This is a genomic window from Streptomyces sp. NPDC044033 (genome assembly GCF_056434425.1).
In genome coordinates this window covers 55,313-76,467 of sequence record NZ_JBWKFF010000023.1, presented here as the reverse complement: position 1 = coordinate 76,467, position 21,155 = coordinate 55,313, and the positions used below count along the sequence as shown (strand labels likewise).

Here is a 21,155-nt window from a genome sequence, read left to right as displayed (position 1 = left end):
GCGCGGCGCCGGGGTGGCGGAGGCTGGGGAGATGGCCATTGACCGTCAAGCCGTGCCACGACGCCGTTTCCTCACCGGTTGCGGATTGGGGCTGTTCTCGCTGTCCGCCCTCCCGCCGGCCCACGCCGCGAGCGGCGCTCCGCCTCCGGCGCGGCCGGAACGTACCGTACGGGCCGGGGCCATGACGCTGGCCCTCACCTTCGACGACGGCCCCAGCCCGCTGTACACCCCCCGAGTGCTCGCCGTCCTCGCCCGCCATGACGTACGGGCGACGTTCTTCATGCTCGGCGCCAACGTCGTGAAGTACCCCGACACCGTGCGCCAAGTCGCCGACGCCGGGCACGCGCTCGGCAACCACAGCTGGTCGCACCCCAACCTCGACACCTTGAGCCCCGCGCAGGTCCGCGACCAGATCCGGCGCACCCAGGACGCCATCGACCGGGCGGCGGGCCGACGGCCCGTGCTCTTCCGCGCGCCCGGCGGCCACTTCGCCCCCGCCGCGATGGCCGAGTGCGCCGCGCTCGGACTGCGGCCGATCTCCTGGTCGGTCGACCCGCGGGACTGGTCCAACCCGGGCAGCGGCCGTATCGCCGACAGGGTGCTGGCCGAGGCCCGTACGGGCTCGATCGTCCTCAACCACGACGGCACCCTCAGCGGGCAGGACGTCCCCGAGCACGAGGGGCTGGCCGACCGTACCCAGACCATCGAGGCGCTCAAGGTCTTCCTCCCCCGCCTCCAGGCCGGCGGATACCGCTTCACCACCCCCGACGCGCACCCCTTGCGCTGACTCCACCGGCGTCGGCCCCCCGTGTGTCCGGCCGCCGGCACGCTCCTTGACCGGTGCCGTTGGCACGTGGACGGCAGAAAGGCGGTACGAGCATGACGGGCACGGTCCTCATCACCGGTGCGGGCACCGGTTTCGGCAAGGAGGTCGCGCTGCGCCTGGCCGCGGCCGGGCACCGGGTGATCGCGGGCGTGGAGATCGTCGCGCAGATCGCCGCGGTACGGGCCGAGGCGCGGCAGCGCGGAGCGGACCTGCGAGTGGAGAAGCTGGACGTCACCGATCCCGGCGACCGGGAGAACGCCTGGTCCTGGAATGTGGACGTACTGCTCAACAACGCGGGCGTCTCCGAGGGCGGCTCGACGGTGGACATCCCCGCCGACCGGCTGCGCCGCCAGTTCGAAGTGAACGTCTTCGGACCCATTCTGCTGACGCAGGGTTTCGCGAAGAGGATGGCCGCCCGCAACAGCGGGCGGATCGTCTTCATGTCGTCGGTCGCGGGGCTGACGGTGGACCCGTTCACGGGTGCGTACGCCGGGTCGAAACACGCCGTGGAGGCGTTCGCCGACGCCCTCGACCAGGAACTCGCCGAATTCGGCGTCACCGTCGCCACGATCAACCCCGGTCCGTTCCTCACCGGCTTCAACGACACGATGTTCGAGGCGTGGAAGACATGGCGGGACGACCCCTCCCAGCGGCTCTTCGACTACTCCGAGCTGGCGTTCCCGCACGAGCAGTACGATCCCGAGCCGGTCTTCGAAGCGACGGTCGCGGTGCTTCTGGGCGAGGACACCCGCTACCGGCACGTGCTGCCCACCGAGATGGAACCGCAGGTACGCCGCCAGGTGGAGAGCCAGTGGGAACGGCGGCTCAACGACGGCCGCCGGCCCGAACTGGTCCAGAAGGCTCATGACATCGCCCCCGCCACGGCTGTTCGCCCCTGACGGCGGCGGGTCGGAGACGAGCGCCGGTGCGACGCCGGCGCCGGTGCGACGCCGGCGCCGGCGCTCGCAGCGCCGAGCGTGATGCCGCCGCCCGCGGTCGAGCACGTTTCCCGGCAGTTTCACCAGCAAATCGTGTGCCCCTGGAACCAAGGGCACCCAGGGCGCACAGGGCTTCGAAAATCAGTAGAACAGGGACGTGGCGACCGTGCAGACTGGTTGCCCATGTCGACAACATTTCCTTCCGGCCCCTTGTGCACGCGTGATTCCCTCGCCGCCGACCTGCGGGGCACCGGCGTCCGACCGGGCGAGACCCTCCTGGTGCATTCCTCGCTCAGTTCGCTCGGGTGGGTCTGCGGTGGCCCCGGCACGGTGGTGCAAGCCCTGCTCGATGTGCTCGGCGTGGAGGGGACGCTGGTGGTGCCGACGCACTCCGGTGAGAATTCGGATCCGTCGCACTGGAGCAATCCGCCGGTGCCCGAGGCGTGGTGGGCGGGGATTCGGGCCTCGATGCCGGCGTATGACGCGCGTACCACGCCTGCCTTCGGCATCGGCGTCATCCCGGAGACCGCGCGCAACTGGCCCGGGGCCGTGCGCAGTGCCCATCCGCAGACCTCTTTCGCCGCCATCGGGCCGCTGTCCTCCGCGATCGTGGACGGGCACGCGCTGGACTGCCGGCTCGGCGAGCGGAGTCCGCTGGCTCGGCTGGAGGAAGCGGGGGCGCGGATTCTGCTGCTGGGGGCGGAGTTCGAGTCCTGTACGGCGTTCCACCTCGCCGAGTGCCGTGTGCCCGCGCCGCAGGTCGACAACTCCTTCGCCGTCATGACCCCGCAGGGGCGCCGCTGGCTGACCGTGCGGGACACCGGGATCAGCGGGGGCCGCTTCGACGAACTGGGCGCGGACTTCGAGAAGGAGCGGCCGGTGGTGCGGGGCACGGTGGGTGCGGCCGAAGCCCGGCTGTTCCCGCTGGCCGACGCCGTGGCGTATGCCCAGACCTGGATCACGCGGCACCGGCCGTACACGGCCGAGTCCTGAGCGGCGGTGCCGGGGCCCGGCCGTACACCGCCTCGTCCTGAGGGGCGCGGTGCCGGGGCCCGGTCGGCGCCGGTGCCTACGATGTCGCCATGGCCCCGTTCCTGATCGAATGCCGGACCCGGCTGCCGGTGGATGAGGCGTGGCGGCGGCTCACCGACTGGGAGCGGCACGCCGCGTACGTACCGCTCACCCGCGTCACCGTGACGACCTCGCCGCCGAGCGGGACGGGTACCCGGTTCACGGCGCGTACCGGTGCCGGGCCCGTGGCCGTCGACGACATCATGGAGGTCGTCCACTGGCGGCCGCCGTCCGGGGGCGGCCCGGGCCGCTGCCGGCTGGAGAAGCGCGGGACAGTGATCACCGGCTGGGCCGAGATCGAGGTGTCCGCGCACGGGGCCGGGTCGCGTGCGCGCTGGACCGAGGAGCTGCGCGTCCGCGGGGTGCCGCGGGTGCTCGACGCGCCGACGTCGTGGGCCGGCCGGCTTCTCTTCGGGAGAGTGATGAGGCGCTTGCTCGACGCGTGAAAGGGCGGCGCCCGGAGCCGACCGCCACCGGCTCCCGTCGCCGCCCCTCGGGTACGTCAGCCGGGCTCGGGCGCACACGCCGGACGCCGCGCGCCGATCCGCCCCGGGCTCTCAGCCCTCGCGCGGGGTCAGCTCGCCCATCGGGCCCCAGCCCTCGGCCGGGATCTCGGCGTTGATGATCTTCGGCGTGGTGGCGATCAGTTCCGGCATCCATGCCATCGCGGCCTGGAAGTGCTCCGAGTTGACGTGCGTCTCGCCCGCGGCGGCGTCCTTGAACGCCTCAAGGAGAACGAACTCGTTGGGGTTCTCCACGCTCCGCGACCACTCGAAGAAGACGTTGCCCGGCTCCGCGCGGGTGGCGCGGGTGAACTCCTCGGTCCGCGGCAGCCACTCCTCGCCGTGTTCGGGCCGGACGGTGAACTTGACGTTGATGAGGATCATGGCGCTGCTCCTTCGCTGCACGGCGGGCCGACCGCCGGGTCGGCTCGGAAGCCCCCAGCGTGCCGGGTACGGTACCGGGCCTGGAAGCGCGGACCGCGCCGATTCCGGCCCTGCCGGAAAACCGGCCGCTTTCGAGCGGCCGCCGGACGGCTCTGCCGGGGCGTCTCCGCGGCGACGGCCCCGGCAGCCGCCTCAGCCGAGCACCGCCGCCCTCTCCCGCAGGTGGTCGTGGAGGCCGCGGTGCGGTTCGGCCGCCGGCAGCCACTCCTTGCGGATCTTGGCCACGCAGGTGTAGTTGCTGTCGCAGACGTTCGCGAGCGGGGATTCGACCGCTTGCGTCACGAATTGGTAGGCGTCCAGTTCGCTCAGGCCGTAGTCCCGGGCCAGCCACTGGATCAGGTCCAGCTGGGAGATGCGGAAGGCGTCCTCCAGCGGGCGGGCCGAGCCCGTCGAGATGATGTGGGTGTCCGACTCCAGGCGTGGCCAAGGGGTGGCGACGCCCTTGAGCAGTTCCACGATCACGACGCTGTGCATCGCCGTCTCCACCGCGACGCCGCATGTCTCGCCCTCGCCCTAGCGGGCGTGTCCGTCGCCCAGGCTGAAGAGGGCGCCTTCGACGTTGACGCCGAGATAGCAGGTGACGCCCGCGCGCATTTCGGGCGTGTCCATGTTGCCGCCGTGCGCGTCCGGGACCAGGGCGGAGCGCACCTCCAAGTTGGCGGGGGCGACGCCGACCGTGCCGTGCATCGGGTCCATCGGCAGGGTGAGTTCCAGTTCGCTGTCGCGGGCCTGGAACCGGCACTGCCGCCGCTCGCGGTCCAGCTGCCAGATCCATACGGCTTCGGGGAGCGGCGGGTGCAGGGCGGCGGTGGCGTGGGTGGCGCTCAGGGCTCCGAAGAGCGGCACGGTGGTGGAGGCGGCCCAGTCCCTGCGGGGTTCGATGGACACGAAGTGCACGGCCAGGGTGTCGCCGGGCTCCGCGCCCTCGACGTGGAAGGGCCCGGTCTGCGGGTTGACGAAGGGGAACTCGCAGACCTCGGACACCAGGTCCTTCTCCGTCCGCACCCGGCCGCCGAAGCAGTCCTCGGTGAAGACGTCCAGGACGGTGCCGGGGGCGATACGGGCCACCGGAGCGGCCCCGCCGAACGTCCACGCGTAGTCCTGCGCGCCGGGCCGGACGGTGACGATCCGGGGGTCTGAAACGGGGTCGTTCATACGGGCTCCTGGTCGCGGTGGCGGTGTGCCGGGCGGCGGGAGGAAGACGGAGCGGGTGGCCGTGGGCTCGGCGCCTCGGTGCCCTCTCGTCACTCCTGCCTCTTCTGCCTCTTCTGCCTTGCCTCTTCCCTAGAGGGTAGGGAGGCGGCGGCGGGCGCGGAAGACGCCGTGCTCCTTGCGGCCGGCGCACCGTTCAGCCGGCGGCCGGGGCCGGGTACGCGCCGCTCAGGAGGCGGCCCGCCTCGGGGACCACCGTCGGCAGGTCCAGTTCGGTGAGGATGCGATGGACCGTGGCCGTCGCCGCCGACAGGACCGGCAGCCCCGACGCGTCCTCCACGTACTGGATCGCCGACAGCGAGGGCATCTGCACACACGCGGAGAGCACGATCGCGTCGGCGCCGGACAGGTCCAGGCGCCGCCAGTGCTCACGCAGCGCGTCCGGGTCGAGGCGGGCCACCGCGAGGTTGTCGGGGACCTCCAGGCTCAGCGCGTCCACGACCTCGGTCCCCGCGTCCTCCAGATAGCCGGTGACCATGGCGGTCAGGTCCTTCATGTACGGGGTGACGACGGCCACCCGCCGCGCCCCGAGCGCCTCGATGCCGCTCAGCAGGGCCCCCGCGCTGGAGACGACCGGCGCCGACGACCCCTGCCCCCGGAGCGCGGCCGTGATCTCCGCCTCCGCCACGCAGTGGTGGCCGGGGCCCTGCGCCATGATCGCCACCAGGCAGGCGGAGGCGACGACGTCGGGGCGGGCGTCGGCGAGTTCCATGGCGGCGCGCTCCGTCTGGGCGTTCATGCCGCGCAGTTGCTCGGGGGTCACCCGCTGCATCCGGGTGCGGCTGCTGTGGAAGATGAAGTGGTCCTCCGGCTCCACGCTCTCGCGGGAGCGCAGCATCCGCGGCAGTTCGGTCTCCATGGTGAGGTTGGAGCTGGGGACGATCATGCCTATGTGATGGTTCGTCATATCGCTTTCTCGCTTCGCTGTTCGCCGGGTCGGCGTCGGATGGGTTTCGGTGGGTCAGATGCCGCGGGTCAGGCCCTCCCAGTGGTCGGCCAGCACCGTCAGCTCCCCCAGCAGCGCCGTACGCTCGCCCGGCCCGTACGGCTCCAGCAACCGCTCGTCCAGCAGCCGCGCCCGCCGATCCGCCTCCGCCAGTGCCCCCCGACCCGACTCCGTCAGAAACAGCAGCTTGCGACGCCCGTCATCCGGAGCCGTACGCCGCACCAGCAACCCACGCCCCTCCAACCGCCGCGCCACATCCGCCATCGTCGACGTATCCAACGCCACCGCCGACGCCATCGACGACTGATCCTCACCCGGCGCCGCCCCCACCGCCGTCAACACCGCGAACTGCGGACCCGTCAACACCGGATCGACCAACCGCACCCACGCCGCCACATACGCCTGGTACAACCGCCGCACCTGATACCCAGGAGCAGCCGACAGAGCGGTGGGCGGTGTCTCCGCCCGCGCCGGAGGGGCGTCAGCCACGAGCGCGCCCGGGCGCGCTCCCGGCCCGGTCGGCGACGTCGGTGATCGCCTCGCGCAACAGCTTCAGCGCGGTGGGCGGGTTGTCCCAGAACACCATGTGGCCCGCCTCCGGCACCGGTGTCAACCGGGCTTCGGGGTGCGTCGCGGTCAGCTCCCGTACGCCTTCGGCCGTGACCACCGGGCTCTGGGCGCCGTAGAGCAGCGCCACCGGCGACGGCACGCCGGGCCACCAGTCGAAGAAGTCCTCCGACTCGAATCCCCGGTGGGTGGCCGCGATCGCCCGCTCGCCGCAGCTCGCGAGCCAGCGCGCCCGCAGTCCCTGTTCCCGGCGCGGCCACCGGGGCCACGCACGCGCCACCTCGTCGGCGTCCGTACCCCGCACGGCCTGCTCCAACTGCCCCAGGAATACGGGCAGTGAGGTGGGGTACGGGTCGCGTCCGTCGCCGCTCAGCGGCGGGTCGACGGCGATGACGCCGCTCACCGCCACCTCGGCGCGCACGGCGGTCACCGCCGCGATCCGGGCCCCCATCGAGTGGCCGAGCAGCAGCGGGCGGTCCAGGCCCAGGCCCGTGATGACCGCTTCGGCGTCCTGTGCGTACGTCTGGATGTCGTAGGCGTCGCCGTCGTCTCCGTCGGAGAGCCCGCGGCCCCGCACGTCCAGGACCACGGGCCGTACCAGGTCGGTCAGTTCGCGGGCGACGAAGTCCATGGTGATCGCGGGGCTGGTGATGCCGGGCAGTACGAGCAGCGGTACGCCGTCGCCGCCGTAGTCGAGTACGTGCAGGCGCAGCGAGCCGGAGCGGACCCAGCGGCTGGTGGCCGGGGCGTCGGCGAGGTCGGCGAGCGCGGGCTGGCCGAGGGACCGTGGGGACACGGGTTCCTCCTGGTGATGATGGGTCAGGTCCATGACTGATGAATCGTCAGGTGGATTCGGCGGCTGACACGCGGTCAGGCACCCGGCAGGCGGCGGAGGTAGTCCGTCGCATCGGCCAAGTCGATGACGTCGCCGTACTTGGCGTCGATGTCGAACAGCGCCGCCTCGTGGGGGCCTTGGGCGCGGTCGCCCGCGCACTCGCGCGGCACCAGCACGGGGAAGCCGCTCTGTACGGCGTCGACCGCGCTCGCCCGCAGGCAGCCGCTGGTGGTGGCCCCGCACAGCAGGACCGTGTCGCAGCCGAACGCCACGAGGGTCGCGGCCAGCGAGGTGCCGAAGAACGCGGAGGCGCCCTTCTTCACCACCAGGACGTCCTCGGGCTCGCGGGGCAGCCGGGGGTCGATGGCCACCGCCTCGCTGCCCTCGGTCAGTACGCGCAGGCCGGGGGCCTTGTCGAGCCAGGTGACGCAGTGCCCCTCGGCCTCGGCCGGGGTATAGACGATCGCGGTGTAGAGCACGGGCGCCCCGGCCGCGCGGGCGGCCCGTACGAGCATCGCGGTCGCCTCCACCACGTCGGTGAGGTCGGCTCCGCACGCGAAGCGGTCCTCGGTGAATCCGCGGGTGAGGTCCACGACGACGAGGGCGGGGCGGCTGCCGCGCCGTACGGCGGCGCCGAAGCCGGCGCGCTCGTACGTGCGGTCGGTCTCCGGTCCGTACCGGCCGCCGCTCACCGGACGCTCCCGGCGGCGCGGCAGCAGTGCTTCTCCCGGGTCAGGACGCGGCCGAGGAGCCAGCCTTCGAAGAGGCCGAAGGCGAAGGCCGCGGCGGGCGGCCCGTACTTGGCCAGCGCGGGGCCGACGATCATCGAGATCCCGTTCAGTTCACCCTGTCCGGCGAAGGCGGGCTGCTGCGGCAGCGCGGGCCCGGCGGCGGAAGCGGCCTGCGGGGCGGCTGCCCCGGGCCGCGCGGCACCGGGCTGCGGCGCGGCGGCCGTGGCCTCCGGGCCGGCCGCGCGGTCCTGGTCGAGCAGGGTGCCGAGGTTCTGGGCGAACTGTTCGAGGATCTTGCCCGAGACCGTGGCCACCGCGCCCTTGCCGAACTGGGCGATCTTGCCGCGGATGACCAGGTCCGTGGTCAGTTCCAGCCGCGAGCCCTCGGGGGCCTCGGTCACGGCGAGGGCCACCAGTGCCTCGGCGTCGCCGCTGCCGTGGGTGTCGGCGCCGCGGGCCTGGACGCGCAGCCGGCGGGCGGCGGCGTCGCTCTCCAGGAAGCGGACGGTGCCCGAGTACGCGGCCGTGATCGGTCCGACCTTCACCTTCACCTTTCCCTGCCAGGCGTCGCCGTCGCGGCCGTCCAGGGCGGCGCCCGGCATACAGGAGGCGACCCGTTCGACGTCGTTGACGAGGGCGAACACCTCGTCCGGGGCCGCCTTCACCGGGACCGTGTGGTTGAGCTGCATGGAATCTCCGTAGGTTGTCAGCGGACGGCGCGGTCAGTCGTCCTGCGCGGGAGCGAGAGCGGCGGCCCGGCGGCGGGTGGCGCAGTCGTCGATGGCCTCGACGATGGTCTGGTAGCCGGTGCAGCGGCACAGATTGGAGGCGACGACCTCGCGGATCTCCTCCTTGGTCGCGTCGGGCCGCTCCGCGAGGAACCCCTCGGCGAGCATCAGGAAGCCCGGTGTGCAGAAGCCGCACTGGAGGCCGTGGTGCGCGCTGAACGCCTGTTGCAGGTCGCTCAGCCGGCGGCCGTCGGCCAGCGACTCCACGGTGCGGATCCGCGCGCCCTCGGCCTGGGCGGCGAACATCAGGCAGGCCCGTACGGGCGCGCCGTCGAGCAGCACCGTGCAGGCGCCGCAGATGCCGTGCTCGCAGCCGATGTGGGTGCCGGTGATCCGCAGGTCGTGGCGGAGCGCGTCGGCGAGGGTGCGGCGGGGCTCGGTGAGGATCTCGTACTGCTCGCCGTTGACGTGCAGGCTGATGAGCTGCTGGTGGTGCGGGTGGTGGGTGGTGTCGCTCATCGCGCCTGCTCCAGTCGGGTCTGCTCCGGTCGGGTCTGCTCCGGTCGGGTGTCCGCCGGCTCCAGGGCGCGGGCGACCGTCTCGGGGGTGATGGGGGTGGAGTCGAGTTCGACGCCGGTGGGCAGCAGGGCGTCGTTGACGGCGTTGAGAACCGCGGCGGGCGCGCCGATGGTGCCGCCCTCGCCGGCGCCCTTGGCCCCGGTCTCGGTGAAGGCGCAGGGGGTTTCCAGGTGCGCGACGGTGATGTAGGGGATCTCGTGGGCGGTCGGGACCTTGTAGTCCATGAAGCTGGTGGCGGAGGGTTCGCCCTGGTCGTCGTAGGTGATCTGCTCGAAGAGGGCGCCGGCGATGCCCTGGGCGATGCCACCGCGCGCCTGGCCCTCGACGACCTTCGGGTTGATGGCGACGCCGCAGTCCTCGACGCAGGCGTAGCGCAGGATCTCCACCTGGCCGGTGCCTTCGTGGAGTTCGACGACGACGCCGTGGGCGGCGTTGGAGAAGGTGCCGTCGTTGAAGACGTCGAAGGTGGCGGTGGCGCTCAGGCCGGGCTCCAGGTCCTTGGGGAGCAGGTGCGCCTTGAGGTAGGCGATGTCGGCGAGCCGCTCGAAGGTGAGGTGCTCGTCGTGGGCGCCGCGGCGGCGTACGAGGCCCCGGCCCAGTTCCGTCTCCTCCGGGGGGATGTCCCACTGGGAGGCGGCGATGCGGCGGAGTTTGGTGCCCAGCTTGGCGGCGGCGAGGCGGACGGCGCTGCCGCCGACGGCGATGGAGCGGCTGGCGAAGGTGCCCCAGCCGTAGCTGACGCGATCGGTGTCGCCCTGGTGGATACGGACCTTGGCGAGGTCGAGGCCGAGCTGGTCGGCGGCGATCTGGGCCATGGTGGTCTCGTGGCTCTGGCCGTGGCTCATGGTGCCGGTGGTGACGACCAGGGCTCCGCTGGTGTCCATCCGGGCCTCGGCGATGTCGTAGCCGGGCACGACCTCCATCTTGCGCTGGGCGAACGCGGTGGAGCCGTAGCCGGTGCGTTCGCTGAAGCAGGAGTAGCCGATGCCGAGGTGGCGCCCCGCTGCCGCGGCGGCCGCGCGCCGCTCGTACCAGCCTTCGTCGCGCAGGGTCTGTTCGCACAGGTCCAGCGCCTCGCGGTACGAGCCGGGGTCGTAGGTGATGTTGTTGACGCCGGTGTAGGGGAATTCGGTGATGAGGTTGCGGCGGCGGAGTTCGACGGCGTCGATGCCCAGTTCCCGGGCGGCCCGTTCGAAGAGCCGCTCCATCACCATCACGTACTGGGGGCGGCTCACGCCCCGGTAGGGGGCGGAGGGGGCCTTGTTGGTGGTGATGGCGCGGGCCCTGACCCGGTAGGCGGGCACCTTGTAGACGCCGGGCATCTCGGCGGAGGCCATCAGGGGCTCGATGCCGGCGGTGAAGGGGTAGCAGGAGTAGGCGCCCATGTCGCAGACGATGTCGGCGTCGAGGGCGAGGATGCGTCCGTCGGCGTCGAAGGCGGCGCGGGCGTCGTAGTGCTGTTCGCGGGCGAGGAAGGAGGCGGTCAGCGCGTCCTTGCGGTCCTCGGTCCACTTGACGGGGCGGTTCAGGCGCAGCGCCGCCGCGGCGGTGGCGATCTCCTCGCGGCCGACGGCGCACTTCTGGCCGAAGCCGCCGCCCATGTCGGGGACGAGGACGCGTACGGAGCGTTCGTCCAGGCCCAGGCAGCGGGCCGCGACGGTCCGTACCTGGTGCGGGGTCTGGCTGGACGTCTGGAGGAGCAGCTGTTCCTCCCGGTCGTCCCAGCTCGCGACGGCTCCGCGGGTCTCCAGGGGCAGGGCGTTCTGGCGGCCGGTGCGGGCCTCGACGGCGACGACGCAAGGGGCGTCGTCGAAGACGGCGTCGATGCCCTCGGTCGCGAACATCGAGACGTCGACCAGGGTGTTGGCCGGTGCTTCGTCGTGCACGAGGGGTGCGCCGGGGGCGAGGGCGTCGGCCTCGCGGGTGATGGGCGGTCGGGCGTCGTATGTCACCTTGGCGGCCTCCAGTCCGTCCTCGGCGGCGTACGCGTCGCGGGCCACGACGATGGCCAGCGGCTCGCCCGCGTAGCGGACCCGGTCGCGGGCGAGTACGGGCATGTCGGTGGGGACGTACTCCGAGCGGGGGCGGTCCAGGCGGGCGGTGATGTCGCCGAGGTCCAGGTCGGCGGCGGTGAACGCGGCGACGACGCCCGGCACTTGGCGTACGTCGTCGAGGTCGATGGAGGTGACGGTGGCGTGGGCCATGGTGCTGCGGACGAACTGGGCGTGCAGCATGCCGGGGAGGTGGATGTCGTCGGTGAACCGGCCGCGGCCGGTGAGCAGCCGGGGGTCCTCGCGGCGGCCGACGGACGCGCCGATCCAGGCGCCGTCCGGGCCGGGGGTGCGGGCTTCGCCGGTGGTGCCGTCCGGCTCGGGGGTGCGGGCTTCGCCGCTCATCGGGCCATCGCCTCCTCGCAGGCACGGGTGACAAGGGTGCGGGTCAGGGCCCTGCGGTAGTGGGCGCTGCCGTTCGCGTCGTCGGGGGGTTCGATGGCGGCGGCGGCCGCTTCCGCGCAGCGGGCGAACGCTTCGGGGCCGGGCGGCCGGCCTCGGCCCAGGGCTTCCTCGGCCTCGGGTACGCGCACGGGCAGCGCGTCGACGCCGCCGAGGGCGATGCGGCCGCCGCTGAGGGTGCCGTCGTCCGCGAGGTCGAGGGCGACGGCGGCGGAGACGGTGGCGAAGTCGCCCTGGCGTTCGGCGAATTCGGTGAGGGCGGCGTGCGGCGCGGGGTGGGGAAAGGTGATCTCGGTGAGCATCTCGTGGGGTTCGAGGGCGGTGGTGTAGTAGCCGTGGAAGAAGTCCCGGGCGGCGATGCGGCGTTCGCCGTCGGGGCCGCGGGCGGTGAGTTCGGCGTCGAGCAGGGTGGCGAGCAGGCACCATTCGGCGGTGGCGTCGGCGTGGGCGAGGCTGCCGCCGACGGTGCCGCGGGTGCGGATGGGCAGGTGGCCGATCCAGCGCATGGCGTCGCGGATGACGGCGTGGCCGGGTCCGAGCCGGTCCGCGGGCGCGGTGTGCACGGCGTGGTGGGTGGCCAGGGCGCCGATGCGCAGGGCGCCGTCGGCGTCGGTGCGCAGCTGGTCGAGGCCGTCGATGGAGCCGATGTCGATGAGGTGCCGCGGCCTGGCCAGCCGGAAGTTCATCATCGCGACCAGGCTCTGGCCGCCGGCGATGAGCTTCGCCTCGTCGCCGAGCTCGGCGAGCAGGCGGGTGGCGCCGTCGACGTCGCGCGCGCGGTGGTAGGTGAACGCGGCGGGCTTCATGGTCCTCCTCTTCGTGCTGGTGGGGCGGTTCGCGCTGGCCGGGGCCGGGGGTGTGGGGCGGTGGGCGGGGCGCCGTAGGGGCTCAGGGGGGAGTGTGGCCCGTACGGCGCCCCTGTCTGTGGGGGCCGGGTCTTCGGGGCCCGGCCCGGTTCGGCCGCGGTTCAGCCGGGACCGGCCCGGTCGCGGCTCAGCGCGGCCCGGTCCTGGCTCAGCGCGCGAACGGGTAGGAGAACCGGCCCAGGTCGGGGGTGGCGATCGGGGAACCGCTCCACAGCCAGTCGTAGGAGACGTCCGACTCCCCGTCGAAGCTGCGGAGTTTCGCGTCGCGGTCCTGCTGCATCGGCCCGTCCGGGAAGTGGTAGAAGGTCTTGTTGCGCAGCGAGGCGTCCTGCACCATCCCGGCGTGGGTGGCGCGCCGGTTCACATAGCGGCGCAGCGCGCCCTCGATGCCGCTCGCGGTGACGCCGCCGAGCTCCTCGGCGAGTACGGCGGCGTCCTCCATGGCCTGGGACGCGCCCTGGGCCTGGTAGGGCAGCATGGCGTGGCAGGCGTCGCCGAGCAGGGCGACGTTGCCGTCCATCCAGACGGGGTCGCGGCGGCGGTGGTAGAGGGCGAAGCAGGAGACGTCGTCCTTGGCCTTGGAGAGCATCGCGGGGACCCGGTCGTCCCAGCCGGGGAACGCCCCTGCCAGCTCGCCGGGGGTGGCGGGCGCGCTCCAGCGCTCGGCGACGTCGTCGGTGCAGGGCACGCAGGCGACGATGTTCAGATACTGGCCGCCGCGGATCATGTAGTGGACGAGGTGCCGGTCCGGCCCGTACCAGATGGTGCTCTGGTAGCGGTCGGCCAGCCAGCGGGTGGCGGGGTCGGCCGCGATCAGCTCGCCGGGGATGAGCGCCCGGTAGGCCATCTCGCCGGAGAAGACGAGGGTGTCCTCGGCGCCCATCAGGTCGCGGACTCGGGAGCGGATGCCGTCGGCGCCGATGAGGGCGTCCGCGGTGTGGCGGGCGCCGTCCTCGGTGACGGCGGTGGGGCGCCCGGGGTCGGCGCGGTCGAGGCCGACGACCTTGCTGCCGGTGATGAGCCGGACGGCGGGGCCGGGGCCGTCGGGGTCGGTGCAGGCGTCCATGATGACGCGGTGCAGGTCGGCGCGGTGGTAGTGCCAATAGGGGGCGTTATAGGTGTCTTTGCAGAAGTCGCCGAGCGAGGTGAGGGCGACGATCCTGCCGTCCTTCCAGCGCCGGCGGACCTGGTCCTGGGGTTCGGTGTGGATGGCTTCGAGCTGTTCGCGCAGGCCGAGGGAGAGCAGGACCCGGCTGGCGTTGGGGGCGGTCTGGATGCCCGCGCCGACCTCGCCGAGCCGGTCGGCCTGTTCGAGTACGGTGACGCGGACGCCGCGGTGGCGCAGGGCGAGGGCGGCGGTGAGGCCGCCGAGTCCGCCGCCTACGACGGTGACTTCGTACGACTGGCTGGGCGCCAAGTCTCCTCCAGGGCGAGGGCTCGCGGTGCGGGGCGGGCGAGCTGGGGGCGGTGGGGGCGGGCGAGCCGGGGCGGTGATGGCTCGCGGGCCGGGGGCGGCGGTGGCCGCCGGGTCAGCGCTCGGCGAGTACGCCGTCGGTCACGGTCTCGGTGCCGTCGACGGAGACGGTGCAGCCGCGCATCGCGATGTCCAGGTGCGCGTAGGACTCCCGGCCGAGGACGGGGTGCGGGCCGGTGGACCACAGGAAGTTGCCCGCGAAGGCCCGGGCGTCCATGCCCATCAGGTCGCCCTTGCCGTACAGGGCGGTGGCGAACCAGTCGGCGCTGCGCATCAGGCCCCACCCCATGTGGGAGAGGCTGCGCGCCCACTGGTCCTTCGCGTCCTCGAAGAAGGTCGTGAGCAGCTTCGCCTCCGCGCCGCCCGTGACGCCGTCGATGTGGCCGTCGCGGATTTCGAGGGTGACGGGTTCGCGTACGTACTCCTTGAAGGGGAGCAGGATGTCGCCCTCGGCCAGCACGATCCGTCCGTTGGAGATCTCCGGCCAGCACAGCACCATCGTGCTGGGCCAGTGGTCCCATCGGCCGGGGTCGTCGGCGTAGCCGCACTGGAACTCCGGGTGGGCCCCTTCGAGCCGGACGCTCAGATCGGTGCCCGCGCCGGAGGTGACCCGCATTTCGACGGATCGCTTCAGCAGGTCGGCGGCCTGCTGGCAGCGGTCCTTGTCGCCGTCCTGGGGGAGGTTGCGGATCAGCACGTCGGGCGCGTCGCAGACGAAGATGATGCGGGTGCCGGCCTGGAGGATCTGCTGCTGTACGGGCGCGTGGATGAACCCTTCCTGGGTGAGGTCGACCACGAGGTCCGCGGATTTCAGCAGGTCCTGGGCGGTGGTGTCGTTGAGGACGGAGGTCAGGCCGGGGCCGGAGCCGGTGTGGGTGCTGGGGGTGGGGGCCGGGCTGCCACCGGGGACGGTCGCGGAGATGACGTGGGCGCCGCACGCCTTCGCGGCGCCGAAGGCCGCGGCGACGTAATCGCCGCGGCTCGCTGGTTCGGAGAGGACGACCACGTGTTCACCGGGGCGTACCCGGCACATCGTCAGTTCGCGGGTGAAGGCGTCCAGCAGGTCGACGGACGAGAAGTCGAACACGATTTGTCCTCCAGGAGTCGTCTCGGAGTACGGGGCTTCGGGCGGCGGCGCGAGGGTGCCTGAGGGCAGCCCGAACAGCCCGCCGCATACCCGCCTGAGCAGCGGAAACGCGGGTGGGGTTGGCGTCCCGACAGAGATAATCCGAACACGTACTAACCCGTCGGGGCAAGGGCCTCGGCGGTCTTCGGCACCGCTTCCGCGCCGCCCGCCTGCTCCGCCGGGCGTCCGCGCGGCAGTCTCGCGGGCGCCGTCCTGCCTGCTCAGGCGGCGGGTCGAGGGGTGGGGCGGAGGGGGGCGAGGGGGTGGCGGGAGCACGGTGAATTTTCTGGGCGCGTCCGGCCGTTGGGGTGCCGGGGGCGCGGCCCTCGTACGGTCCGGCCGGCGTACGGCCCGGCGGACGTGAGCGGCGGAGCGCCTCATGACGCGGTGGCCGGTGACTCACCGCCGGCCGTTCGCCCGCCGTTCCCGAAGGGTTGAGGTCCGCGTCCCCGGGCACACGGGAACGGTCCTTGGGACGGACCTCGGTGTGGGGCGGGTGATCCGCGTGTTCGACAGACTCCGCAGGCGAATCGAGGCGGCCTGGACGCTGCCCGGGACCGTGCGTCCGGTCGGCAGGCAGCGCAATCTCTTCGAAGCGGCGGCGACGTATGTGGCGGCGTGCGCCGAGAACGACGAGCAGCGGAGTTCGGAGGCGGCGCGCTGGGTGCCGCCGGAGGCGCTCGCTTTCGGGGTGAACGAGCTCGCCTGCCGTGCGGTCATCGCGCTGGCGCGCGAGCGCGACGAGTCGCCGCACACGGTGGCCCGTTCGCTGCTGGGCCTGCCCGCCGCCTGACGCGGACGGACGGCGGGGTCGCCGGTCGGGATCCCCGGGCGCGGTCGCCGGGCGCGGTCGCGGCGGAGTGCCGCGGAAGGATACGGGCGTGCCCCTCCCCCGTCGGCTCGCGCCGTATCGACACGGTGCGGGGCTCGGTTCCGTCACGCGGACCACGGCCATGGCCGCCGTAATCCGTGCCGAATACACTCACTGACACCCGGTCAGTCTCATTACATCGCCGGGGAGTTGGCCATGCGTTCGGGGCCGGATCGGACGGGCCGGGCCCGTACCGGCGCTCGCGCCGACGTGGCGGCGGCGCCGCGCCCCCGGCGGGCCCGCCTACGCCTCGGCGCGCCCGCGGGCGACGCCACGCGGCCGGTCCGCGATCACGGCCGCCGGAATGAGGGCGCACCCGGCAGCCGGGGCGCGCCCCGCACGCGGCGCTGCCGCCGGCATGGCGCTCCCCCGCCGCCGGGGCAGGAGGCGTACTTTCCGGGCCGGGACCGGCCGCCGGGCCCATGACGCCCGTAAAAGCTCGGACGGGGGCCGGAGGACCGGCCGGGCCGTCAGCGGCCCAGCTCCTTGCGCGAGACCCGCTTGAGCCGACGCCGCTGCGACGGGTCCAGCAGCAGATACGCGCCGACCGGCACCCCGACCATCACCAGCAGCGCCGCCCAGAAGGGCAGCAGCCACAGCAGGATCACCCCTACGGCCACCCCGCCGACCGCGACCTTCGCCCTGTTGGTCATCTTCTCCGCCTCCTCCTGCGGCGACTGCCGCTCCGTCTCCTTGCAACGTCCGCCGGACGCTCCCGGTTCCTTCACCCGGTCCGCAGCGGCGCTCCCACCTCGTGCATGTGGCGCAGCGCCTGCCCGTAGGAGTCGATAAGTCCAGTCTCCGTGTACGGGAGCCCCAGCGCACGGCAGTGGTGGCGCACCAGGGGCTGGGCGAGTCGCAGGTGGGGGCGGGGCATGTTCGGGAAGAGGTGGTGCTCGATCTGGTAGTTCAGGCCGCCCAGGAACCAGTCAGTGAGCAGCGCGCCGCGCACGTTGCGCGAGGTCACGACCTGGCGCCGCAGGTGGCCCCAGCGCTCTCCGTTCGGGTCGGGCATCTCCATGCCCTTGTGGTTGGGCGCGAAGGCCATCCCGAGGTGGAGCCCGAAGAACGCGTGGTGCGTAAAGGCGAAGGCCGCGGCCATCCCCGGACTCATACAGGACAGGAGCAGCGTGCAGTACCCGACGTAGTGCAGAACCAGCAGGACGGCCTCGGCGGCCCGCTCGCGCGGCTGCTGCCGCTTGAGGTCCTGGATGCTGGAGACCTTCAGCGCGATCCCTTCGAGCAGCAGCATCGGGATGAACAGCCGGGCCTGGTTGCGGGTGAGCCAGCGCGCGAAGCCCTCGCGCTCAGCCGCCTGCCGCTGGGTCCACACGAGCGCGCCGACGCCGACGTCGGGGTCCTTGTCTATGTGGTTGGGGTTGGCGTGGTGGCGGTTGTGCTTGTCGTTCCACCACGCGACGCTCATACCGAGAAGCAGATTGGCGTGAACGAGCCCTATGACGCGGTTACCGCGGCGGGTTCCGGCTATCTGGGAGTGCCCGCTGTCGTGTCCGACGAAGGCCGTACGAGCCCAGAAGACAGCGGCGAGGGGCGCGAGCAGCAGCGTCCACCAGGAGCCGTCGAGGAGGACGATCCCCGCGCCGATCGCGGCCAGGACGAGCAGGTTGGCGGTGATGCCCGCCGTGTACCAGCCCCTGCGCCGTTCGAGAAGTCCCTGTTCCCGCACCTGGCGCAGGAGCGGGGCGAAGTCGCTGCCCGCTGATGGTTCGGCGAGGACGGCGCTTGATTGGGGCATGAGGTCTCCGGGGATCGTTATGACTGGCCTCACGAAAGGTACGGTTCGGGGCGCGGGCGGACCATGGCGTCACCACCCCGATCAACCTGGGGGCAACCCCCCGCAAAGGACCGGGGGTTGAGTACACCATGGACGGGCCGGTAGCGGAGTCCACGGGCGAGGCGCTATGCGCGCGCCCGCGGGGCATGTACCCTCGGCGATTCCCAGCCCCCAGTGGTCAAATTTGAGGAATGCGTCGACGCTGTGACACCTCCCTCTGCCCGCCCTGCCTCCTCCGCTCTCTCTGCCGCCTCCGGCGCCCCCGCTCCCTCCGCTCCGACACCTTCCGAGACCGCCTCGCTCGCCCACTGCTCGGCCGTCTTCCTCCCCGGCGACCCGGCGCGCACCGGGCACGTCGCCTTCTGGCGGCCCGGCGAGGAACCGCCCGCGGCCCCCGGCCCCGTCGAGGAGCTGACCGTCGTGGTGCCCGACGGTACGGGCATCGCGACCGTGACCGTACGGGCCCTCCTGCTGCCCGTACGCGACGCGCTGCCCGTCCTCACCCGGGCCCGTACGGCCCGGGCCGACGAGGCCGCCGCCTTCTGGGGCGCGGCGGCGGTGCTGGCCCTCCAACTCGCCGCGCGGGGGCGGCTGCTGCCGGGTCTTTCCGCCACCGACCATGATGCCTGGCGGATGGGGCCGCTCACCCCGGAGGATCTGCGGCGGGTCCGTGAGCTGGCCGCCGCGATGCCGCCCGCCGCGCACGCCGCGCCGCTTCCGGGGACCGGTCCCGCGCTGCTGCCCGAACCCGAGCGGCTGGTGCGCGCGTTCCTCGACGCGGTCGCCGACGGCCTGCCCCGCTCCCCCGCCGCGGCGCTGGCCGCGGGCGGGCCCGCGTTCGCCGCCGCCGAACCGCAGCACCTGCCCGAGCAGCGCGCCTGGGCCGCGGACATCGCCGCCGGGCACGACGAGGGCGTACGCCTGTCGCTGCGCGTCGAAGCGCGCGAGGTGTCCGCACCGCGCGCGGCCGAAGGCGACGGGGACGCGCCGGCCCGGCTGAGCCTGCGGGCCGTTCTCCAGTTGCACAGCCTCACCGATCCGGCCCTCGTCGCGGACGCCGTCGAGATCTGGTCCGGCGCCGGTGACGCGGCGGCGTTCGGCCCGCGCGCCCGGATGGACGCGCTGCTCGCGCTGCGCCGCGCCGCCCGCGCCTGGCCCGCGCTCACCCCGCTGCTGTCCGCGGCGGTTCCCGACGCGCTCGACCTGGACGACGAGGAGGTGGCCGAACTGCTCGGCGCCGCCTCCCGGGCGCTGGGCGCGGCCGGGGTCCAGGTCCACTGGCCCAAGGAGCTGGTACGGGGCCTCACCACCCGCGCCGTCATCGGCCCGCCCGACGGGCACGGTTTGTCCGACGGGCACGGCCCGCCCGACCGCGCCGAGTCGGGCATGCCGTCCGTCCTCTCGGCCGACGCGCTGCTGAACTTCAGCTGGCAATTCACCGTCGGCGGGCAGGAGTTGACACGGCGGGAGCTGGACGAGCTGGCCGAGGCGAGCCGTCCCGCCGTACGGCTGCGCGACCAGTGGGTGCTCATCGACCCGGAGGCGCTGCGCCGGGCGCGGGAGCGGCCGGACCGCAAACTCGCGCCGGTCGAGGCGCTCGGGGCGGCCCTCACCGGACGCGCCGAGGCCGACGGCGACACCGTGGAGGTACGGGCCACCGGCTGGCTGGCCGCCCTGCGCGACCGGATCGCCGACCCCGACTCGACGGCCCGGGAGCCGGTCCGCTGTCCCGCCGCCCTCTCCGCGACGCTGCGCGACTACCAGCTGCGCGGCCTCGGCTGGCTCAGCCGGATGACCGGACTGGGCCTCGGCGGCTGCCTGGCCGACGACATGGGGCTCGGCAAGACGATCACGCTGATCGCGCTCCATCTGCACCGGCAGGAGGCGCCGGAGTCCGCCGGCCCGACGCTCGTCGTCTGCCCCACGTCGCTGCTGGGCAACTGGCAGCGCGAGATCGAGAGGTTCGCGCCGGGCACCCCGGTGCGCCGCTTCCACGGCGGCTCGCGCAGCCTGGCCGGGCTGGCGGACGGGGAGTTCGTGCTCACCACGTACGGCACCATGCGGCTCGACGACGGGGCCCTCGCCGAAAGCGGCTGGGGCATGGTCGTCGCCGACGAGGCGCAGCACGTCAAGAACCCGTACTCGGCGACCGCACGGCAGTTGCGCACCATCGGCGCCAAGGCGCGGGTCGCCCTGACCGGCACGCCCGTCGAGAACAACCTGTCCGAGCTGTGGGCGATCCTCGACTGGACGACGCCGGGGCTGCTCGGCCCGCTCGCCCGGTTCCGTACCCGCTACGCGCGTGCCGTCGAGAGCGGCGCGGACCCGGCCGCGGCGGAGCGGCTGGCCAGGCTCGTCGGCCCATTCCTGCTGCGCCGCCGCAAGTCCGACCCGGGCATCGCCCCCGAGCTGCCGCCCAAGACCGAGACGGACCGGGCGGTCGCGCTCACCAAGGAGCAGACCGGGCTGTACGAGGCCGTGGTGCGCGAGATGATGGCGGAGGTGGCCGCGGCGGACGGGATGCGGCGGCGGGGGCTGATCGTGAAACTGCTGACCGGCCTCAAACAAGTCTGCAACCACCCCGCCCAGTATCTGAAGGAGGGCGGCGGCGCGCGGGGGCCCGGCGGCGGGACGCGGATCCAGGGCCGCTCGGGCAAGGTGGAGCTGCTCGACGAGCTGCTGGACACGATTCTCGCGGAGGGCGCGAGCGTGCTGGTCTTCACGCAGTACGTGCAGATGGCGCGGCTGCTCCAGGAGCATCTGGCGGCGCGCGGGGTGCCCACCCAGTTCCTGCACGGCGGTACGCCCGTGGCGCGGCGCGAGGAGATGGTGCGCCGCTTCCAGGACGGTGAGGTCCCGGTGTTCCTGCTGTCGCTGAAGGCGGCGGGGACGGGCCTGAACCTGACGCGCGCCGGGCATGTCGTGCACTTCGACCGCTGGTGGAACCCGGCCGTCGAGGCGCAGGCCACCGACCGCGCGTACCGCATCGGCCAGACGCAGCCCGTGCAGGTGCACCGGCTGATCGCCGAGGGCACGATCGAGGACCGGATCGCCGACATGCTGGTACGCAAGCAGGCACTGGCCGACGCGGTGCTGGGGTCGGGCGAGGCCGCGCTGAGTGAGTTGAGCGACGCCGATCTGGCGGAGCTCGTCGAGTTGAGGGGGGTCGCCCGATGAGCGGGGCGAGGGA

At 73.1% G+C, this 21,155-nt stretch carries 19 protein-coding genes and 1 pseudogene; 6 read left to right on the top strand and 14 right to left on the bottom strand.

All coding sequences use genetic code 11. The annotated features are described in order from the left end of the window. Positions 1-52: 52 nt before the first annotated feature. The 4 genes from AC07AB_RS32375 (at position 53) to AC07AB_RS32360 (ending at position 3,281) form a co-directional block, all read left to right on the top strand. The gene (locus AC07AB_RS32375) at positions 53-787 is read left to right on the top strand and encodes a polysaccharide deacetylase family protein (protein WP_478574525.1); all 735 of its coding nucleotides are present in this window, start codon (positions 53-55) and stop codon (positions 785-787) included. 92 nt (positions 788-879) lie between these two features. Then, complete coding sequence (locus AC07AB_RS32370) at positions 880-1,725, top strand: SDR family oxidoreductase (protein WP_478574522.1); 846 nt, start codon at positions 880-882, stop codon at positions 1,723-1,725. A gap of 222 nt (positions 1,726-1,947) precedes the next feature. Beyond that, positions 1,948-2,757 (top strand): AAC(3) family N-acetyltransferase, encoded by an 810-nt coding sequence (locus tag AC07AB_RS32365; RefSeq protein WP_478574519.1) that lies wholly within the window; start codon positions 1,948-1,950, stop codon positions 2,755-2,757. Between the two features lie 89 nt (positions 2,758-2,846). Then, positions 2,847-3,281, top strand: a complete 435-nt coding sequence (locus tag AC07AB_RS32360; protein WP_478574516.1) for an SRPBCC family protein — start codon at positions 2,847-2,849, stop codon at positions 3,279-3,281. 111 nt (positions 3,282-3,392) lie between these two features. On the opposite strand, the gene AC07AB_RS32355 is transcribed toward AC07AB_RS32360, so the two are convergent. The 12 genes and pseudogenes from AC07AB_RS32355 to AC07AB_RS32300 form a co-directional block, all read right to left on the bottom strand. Next, a complete protein-coding gene (locus tag AC07AB_RS32355; RefSeq protein WP_478574514.1) occupies positions 3,393-3,722 on the bottom strand; it encodes a putative quinol monooxygenase in 330 nt (109 codons plus the stop codon). 192 nt (positions 3,723-3,914) lie between these two features. Further along, a pseudogene (locus tag AC07AB_RS32350) lies at positions 3,915-4,937 on the bottom strand (acetamidase/formamidase family protein). A 193-nt stretch (positions 4,938-5,130) separates the two neighbouring features. Next, on the bottom strand, positions 5,131-5,901 hold the full coding sequence (locus AC07AB_RS32345; protein WP_478574512.1) for a maleate cis-trans isomerase family protein: 771 nt from the start codon (positions 5,899-5,901) through the stop codon (positions 5,131-5,133). Positions 5,902-5,955: 54 nt separating this feature from the next. Then, the gene (locus tag AC07AB_RS32340; RefSeq protein ID WP_478574509.1) at positions 5,956-6,429 is read right to left on the bottom strand and encodes a MarR family winged helix-turn-helix transcriptional regulator; all 474 of its coding nucleotides are present in this window, start codon (positions 6,427-6,429) and stop codon (positions 5,956-5,958) included. Then, a complete protein-coding gene (locus AC07AB_RS32335) occupies positions 6,422-7,336 on the bottom strand; it encodes an alpha/beta fold hydrolase (protein WP_478574507.1) in 915 nt (304 codons plus the stop codon). Before AC07AB_RS32335 ends, AC07AB_RS32340 begins: the two co-directional genes overlap by 8 nt. Before the next feature lie 41 nt (positions 7,337-7,377). Further along, positions 7,378-8,034, bottom strand: coding sequence for an isochorismatase family protein (locus tag AC07AB_RS32330; RefSeq protein ID WP_478574505.1), 657 nt, complete (start codon positions 8,032-8,034; stop codon positions 7,378-7,380). After that, positions 8,031-8,762 (bottom strand): SRPBCC family protein, encoded by a 732-nt coding sequence (locus AC07AB_RS32325; RefSeq protein WP_478574503.1) that lies wholly within the window; start codon positions 8,760-8,762, stop codon positions 8,031-8,033. Before AC07AB_RS32325 ends, AC07AB_RS32330 begins: the two co-directional genes overlap by 4 nt. A gap of 33 nt (positions 8,763-8,795) precedes the next feature. Further along, the gene (locus tag AC07AB_RS32320) at positions 8,796-9,320 is read right to left on the bottom strand and encodes a (2Fe-2S)-binding protein (protein WP_478574502.1); all 525 of its coding nucleotides are present in this window, start codon (positions 9,318-9,320) and stop codon (positions 8,796-8,798) included. Then, positions 9,317-11,776: a xanthine dehydrogenase family protein molybdopterin-binding subunit gene (locus AC07AB_RS32315; protein ID WP_478574499.1), complete on the bottom strand. Its 2,460-nt coding sequence runs from the start codon at positions 11,774-11,776 to the stop codon at positions 9,317-9,319. The genes AC07AB_RS32320 and AC07AB_RS32315 overlap by 4 nt, the downstream gene beginning before the upstream one ends. Further along, positions 11,773-12,639 carry an FAD binding domain-containing protein gene (locus AC07AB_RS32310; protein ID WP_478574497.1) on the bottom strand — a complete coding sequence of 289 codons (867 nt, stop codon included), beginning with the start codon at positions 12,637-12,639 and terminating at the stop codon, positions 11,773-11,775. The genes AC07AB_RS32315 and AC07AB_RS32310 overlap by 4 nt, the downstream gene beginning before the upstream one ends. A 208-nt stretch (positions 12,640-12,847) precedes the next feature. After that, on the bottom strand, positions 12,848-14,116 hold the full coding sequence (locus AC07AB_RS32305) for an FAD-dependent monooxygenase (protein ID WP_478574494.1): 1,269 nt from the start codon (positions 14,114-14,116) through the stop codon (positions 12,848-12,850). A gap of 112 nt (positions 14,117-14,228) precedes the next feature. Next, complete coding sequence (locus AC07AB_RS32300; RefSeq protein ID WP_478574491.1) at positions 14,229-15,260, bottom strand: 2,5-dihydroxypyridine 5,6-dioxygenase NicX family protein; 1,032 nt, start codon at positions 15,258-15,260, stop codon at positions 14,229-14,231. 544 nt (positions 15,261-15,804) lie between these two features. Here AC07AB_RS32300 and AC07AB_RS32295 point away from each other — a divergent pair. Next, positions 15,805-16,092, top strand: a complete 288-nt coding sequence (locus tag AC07AB_RS32295) for a hypothetical protein (protein WP_478574488.1) — start codon at positions 15,805-15,807, stop codon at positions 16,090-16,092. 548 nt (positions 16,093-16,640) lie between these two features. On the opposite strand, the gene AC07AB_RS32290 is transcribed toward AC07AB_RS32295, so the two are convergent. Continuing rightward, positions 16,641-16,823, bottom strand: a complete 183-nt coding sequence (locus AC07AB_RS32290) for a hypothetical protein (RefSeq protein WP_478574485.1) — start codon at positions 16,821-16,823, stop codon at positions 16,641-16,643. A 71-nt stretch (positions 16,824-16,894) separates the two neighbouring features. Further along, a complete protein-coding gene (locus AC07AB_RS32285) occupies positions 16,895-17,926 on the bottom strand; it encodes a fatty acid desaturase family protein (protein ID WP_478574482.1) in 1,032 nt (343 codons plus the stop codon). A gap of 243 nt (positions 17,927-18,169) precedes the next feature. Between AC07AB_RS32285 and AC07AB_RS32280 the strand changes: the two genes are divergently transcribed. Next, entirely contained in the window at positions 18,170-21,142 is a 2,973-nt protein-coding gene (locus AC07AB_RS32280) for an SNF2-related protein (RefSeq protein WP_478574479.1), read from the top strand. Positions 21,143-21,155: the final 13 nt, after the last annotated feature.

Bases quoted from the DNA above. Each gene is read 5' to 3' on its own strand.
- AC07AB_RS32370 (WP_478574522.1), top strand. From the start codon at position 880: ATGACGGGCACGGTCCTCATCACCGGTGCGGGCACCGGTTTCGGCAAG.
- AC07AB_RS32365 (WP_478574519.1), top strand. From the start codon at position 1,948: ATGTCGACAACATTTCCTTCCGGCCCCTTGTGCACGCGTGATTCCCTC.
- AC07AB_RS32360 (WP_478574516.1), top strand. From the start codon at position 2,847: ATGGCCCCGTTCCTGATCGAATGCCGGACCCGGCTGCCGGTGGATGAG.
- AC07AB_RS32355 (WP_478574514.1), bottom strand. From the start codon at position 3,722: ATGATCCTCATCAACGTCAAGTTCACCGTCCGGCCCGAACACGGCGAG.
- AC07AB_RS32345 (WP_478574512.1), bottom strand. From the start codon at position 5,901: ATGACGAACCATCACATAGGCATGATCGTCCCCAGCTCCAACCTCACC.
- AC07AB_RS32335 (WP_478574507.1), bottom strand. From the start codon at position 7,336: ATGGACCTGACCCATCATCACCAGGAGGAACCCGTGTCCCCACGGTCC.
- AC07AB_RS32325 (WP_478574503.1), bottom strand. From the start codon at position 8,762: ATGCAGCTCAACCACACGGTCCCGGTGAAGGCGGCCCCGGACGAGGTG.
- AC07AB_RS32320 (WP_478574502.1), bottom strand. From the start codon at position 9,320: ATGAGCGACACCACCCACCACCCGCACCACCAGCAGCTCATCAGCCTG.
- AC07AB_RS32315 (WP_478574499.1), bottom strand. From the start codon at position 11,776: ATGAGCGGCGAAGCCCGCACCCCCGAGCCGGACGGCACCACCGGCGAA.
- AC07AB_RS32310 (WP_478574497.1), bottom strand. From the start codon at position 12,639: ATGAAGCCCGCCGCGTTCACCTACCACCGCGCGCGCGACGTCGACGGC.
- AC07AB_RS32290 (WP_478574485.1), bottom strand. From the start codon at position 16,823: ATGACCAACAGGGCGAAGGTCGCGGTCGGCGGGGTGGCCGTAGGGGTG.
- AC07AB_RS32285 (WP_478574482.1), bottom strand. From the start codon at position 17,926: ATGCCCCAATCAAGCGCCGTCCTCGCCGAACCATCAGCGGGCAGCGAC.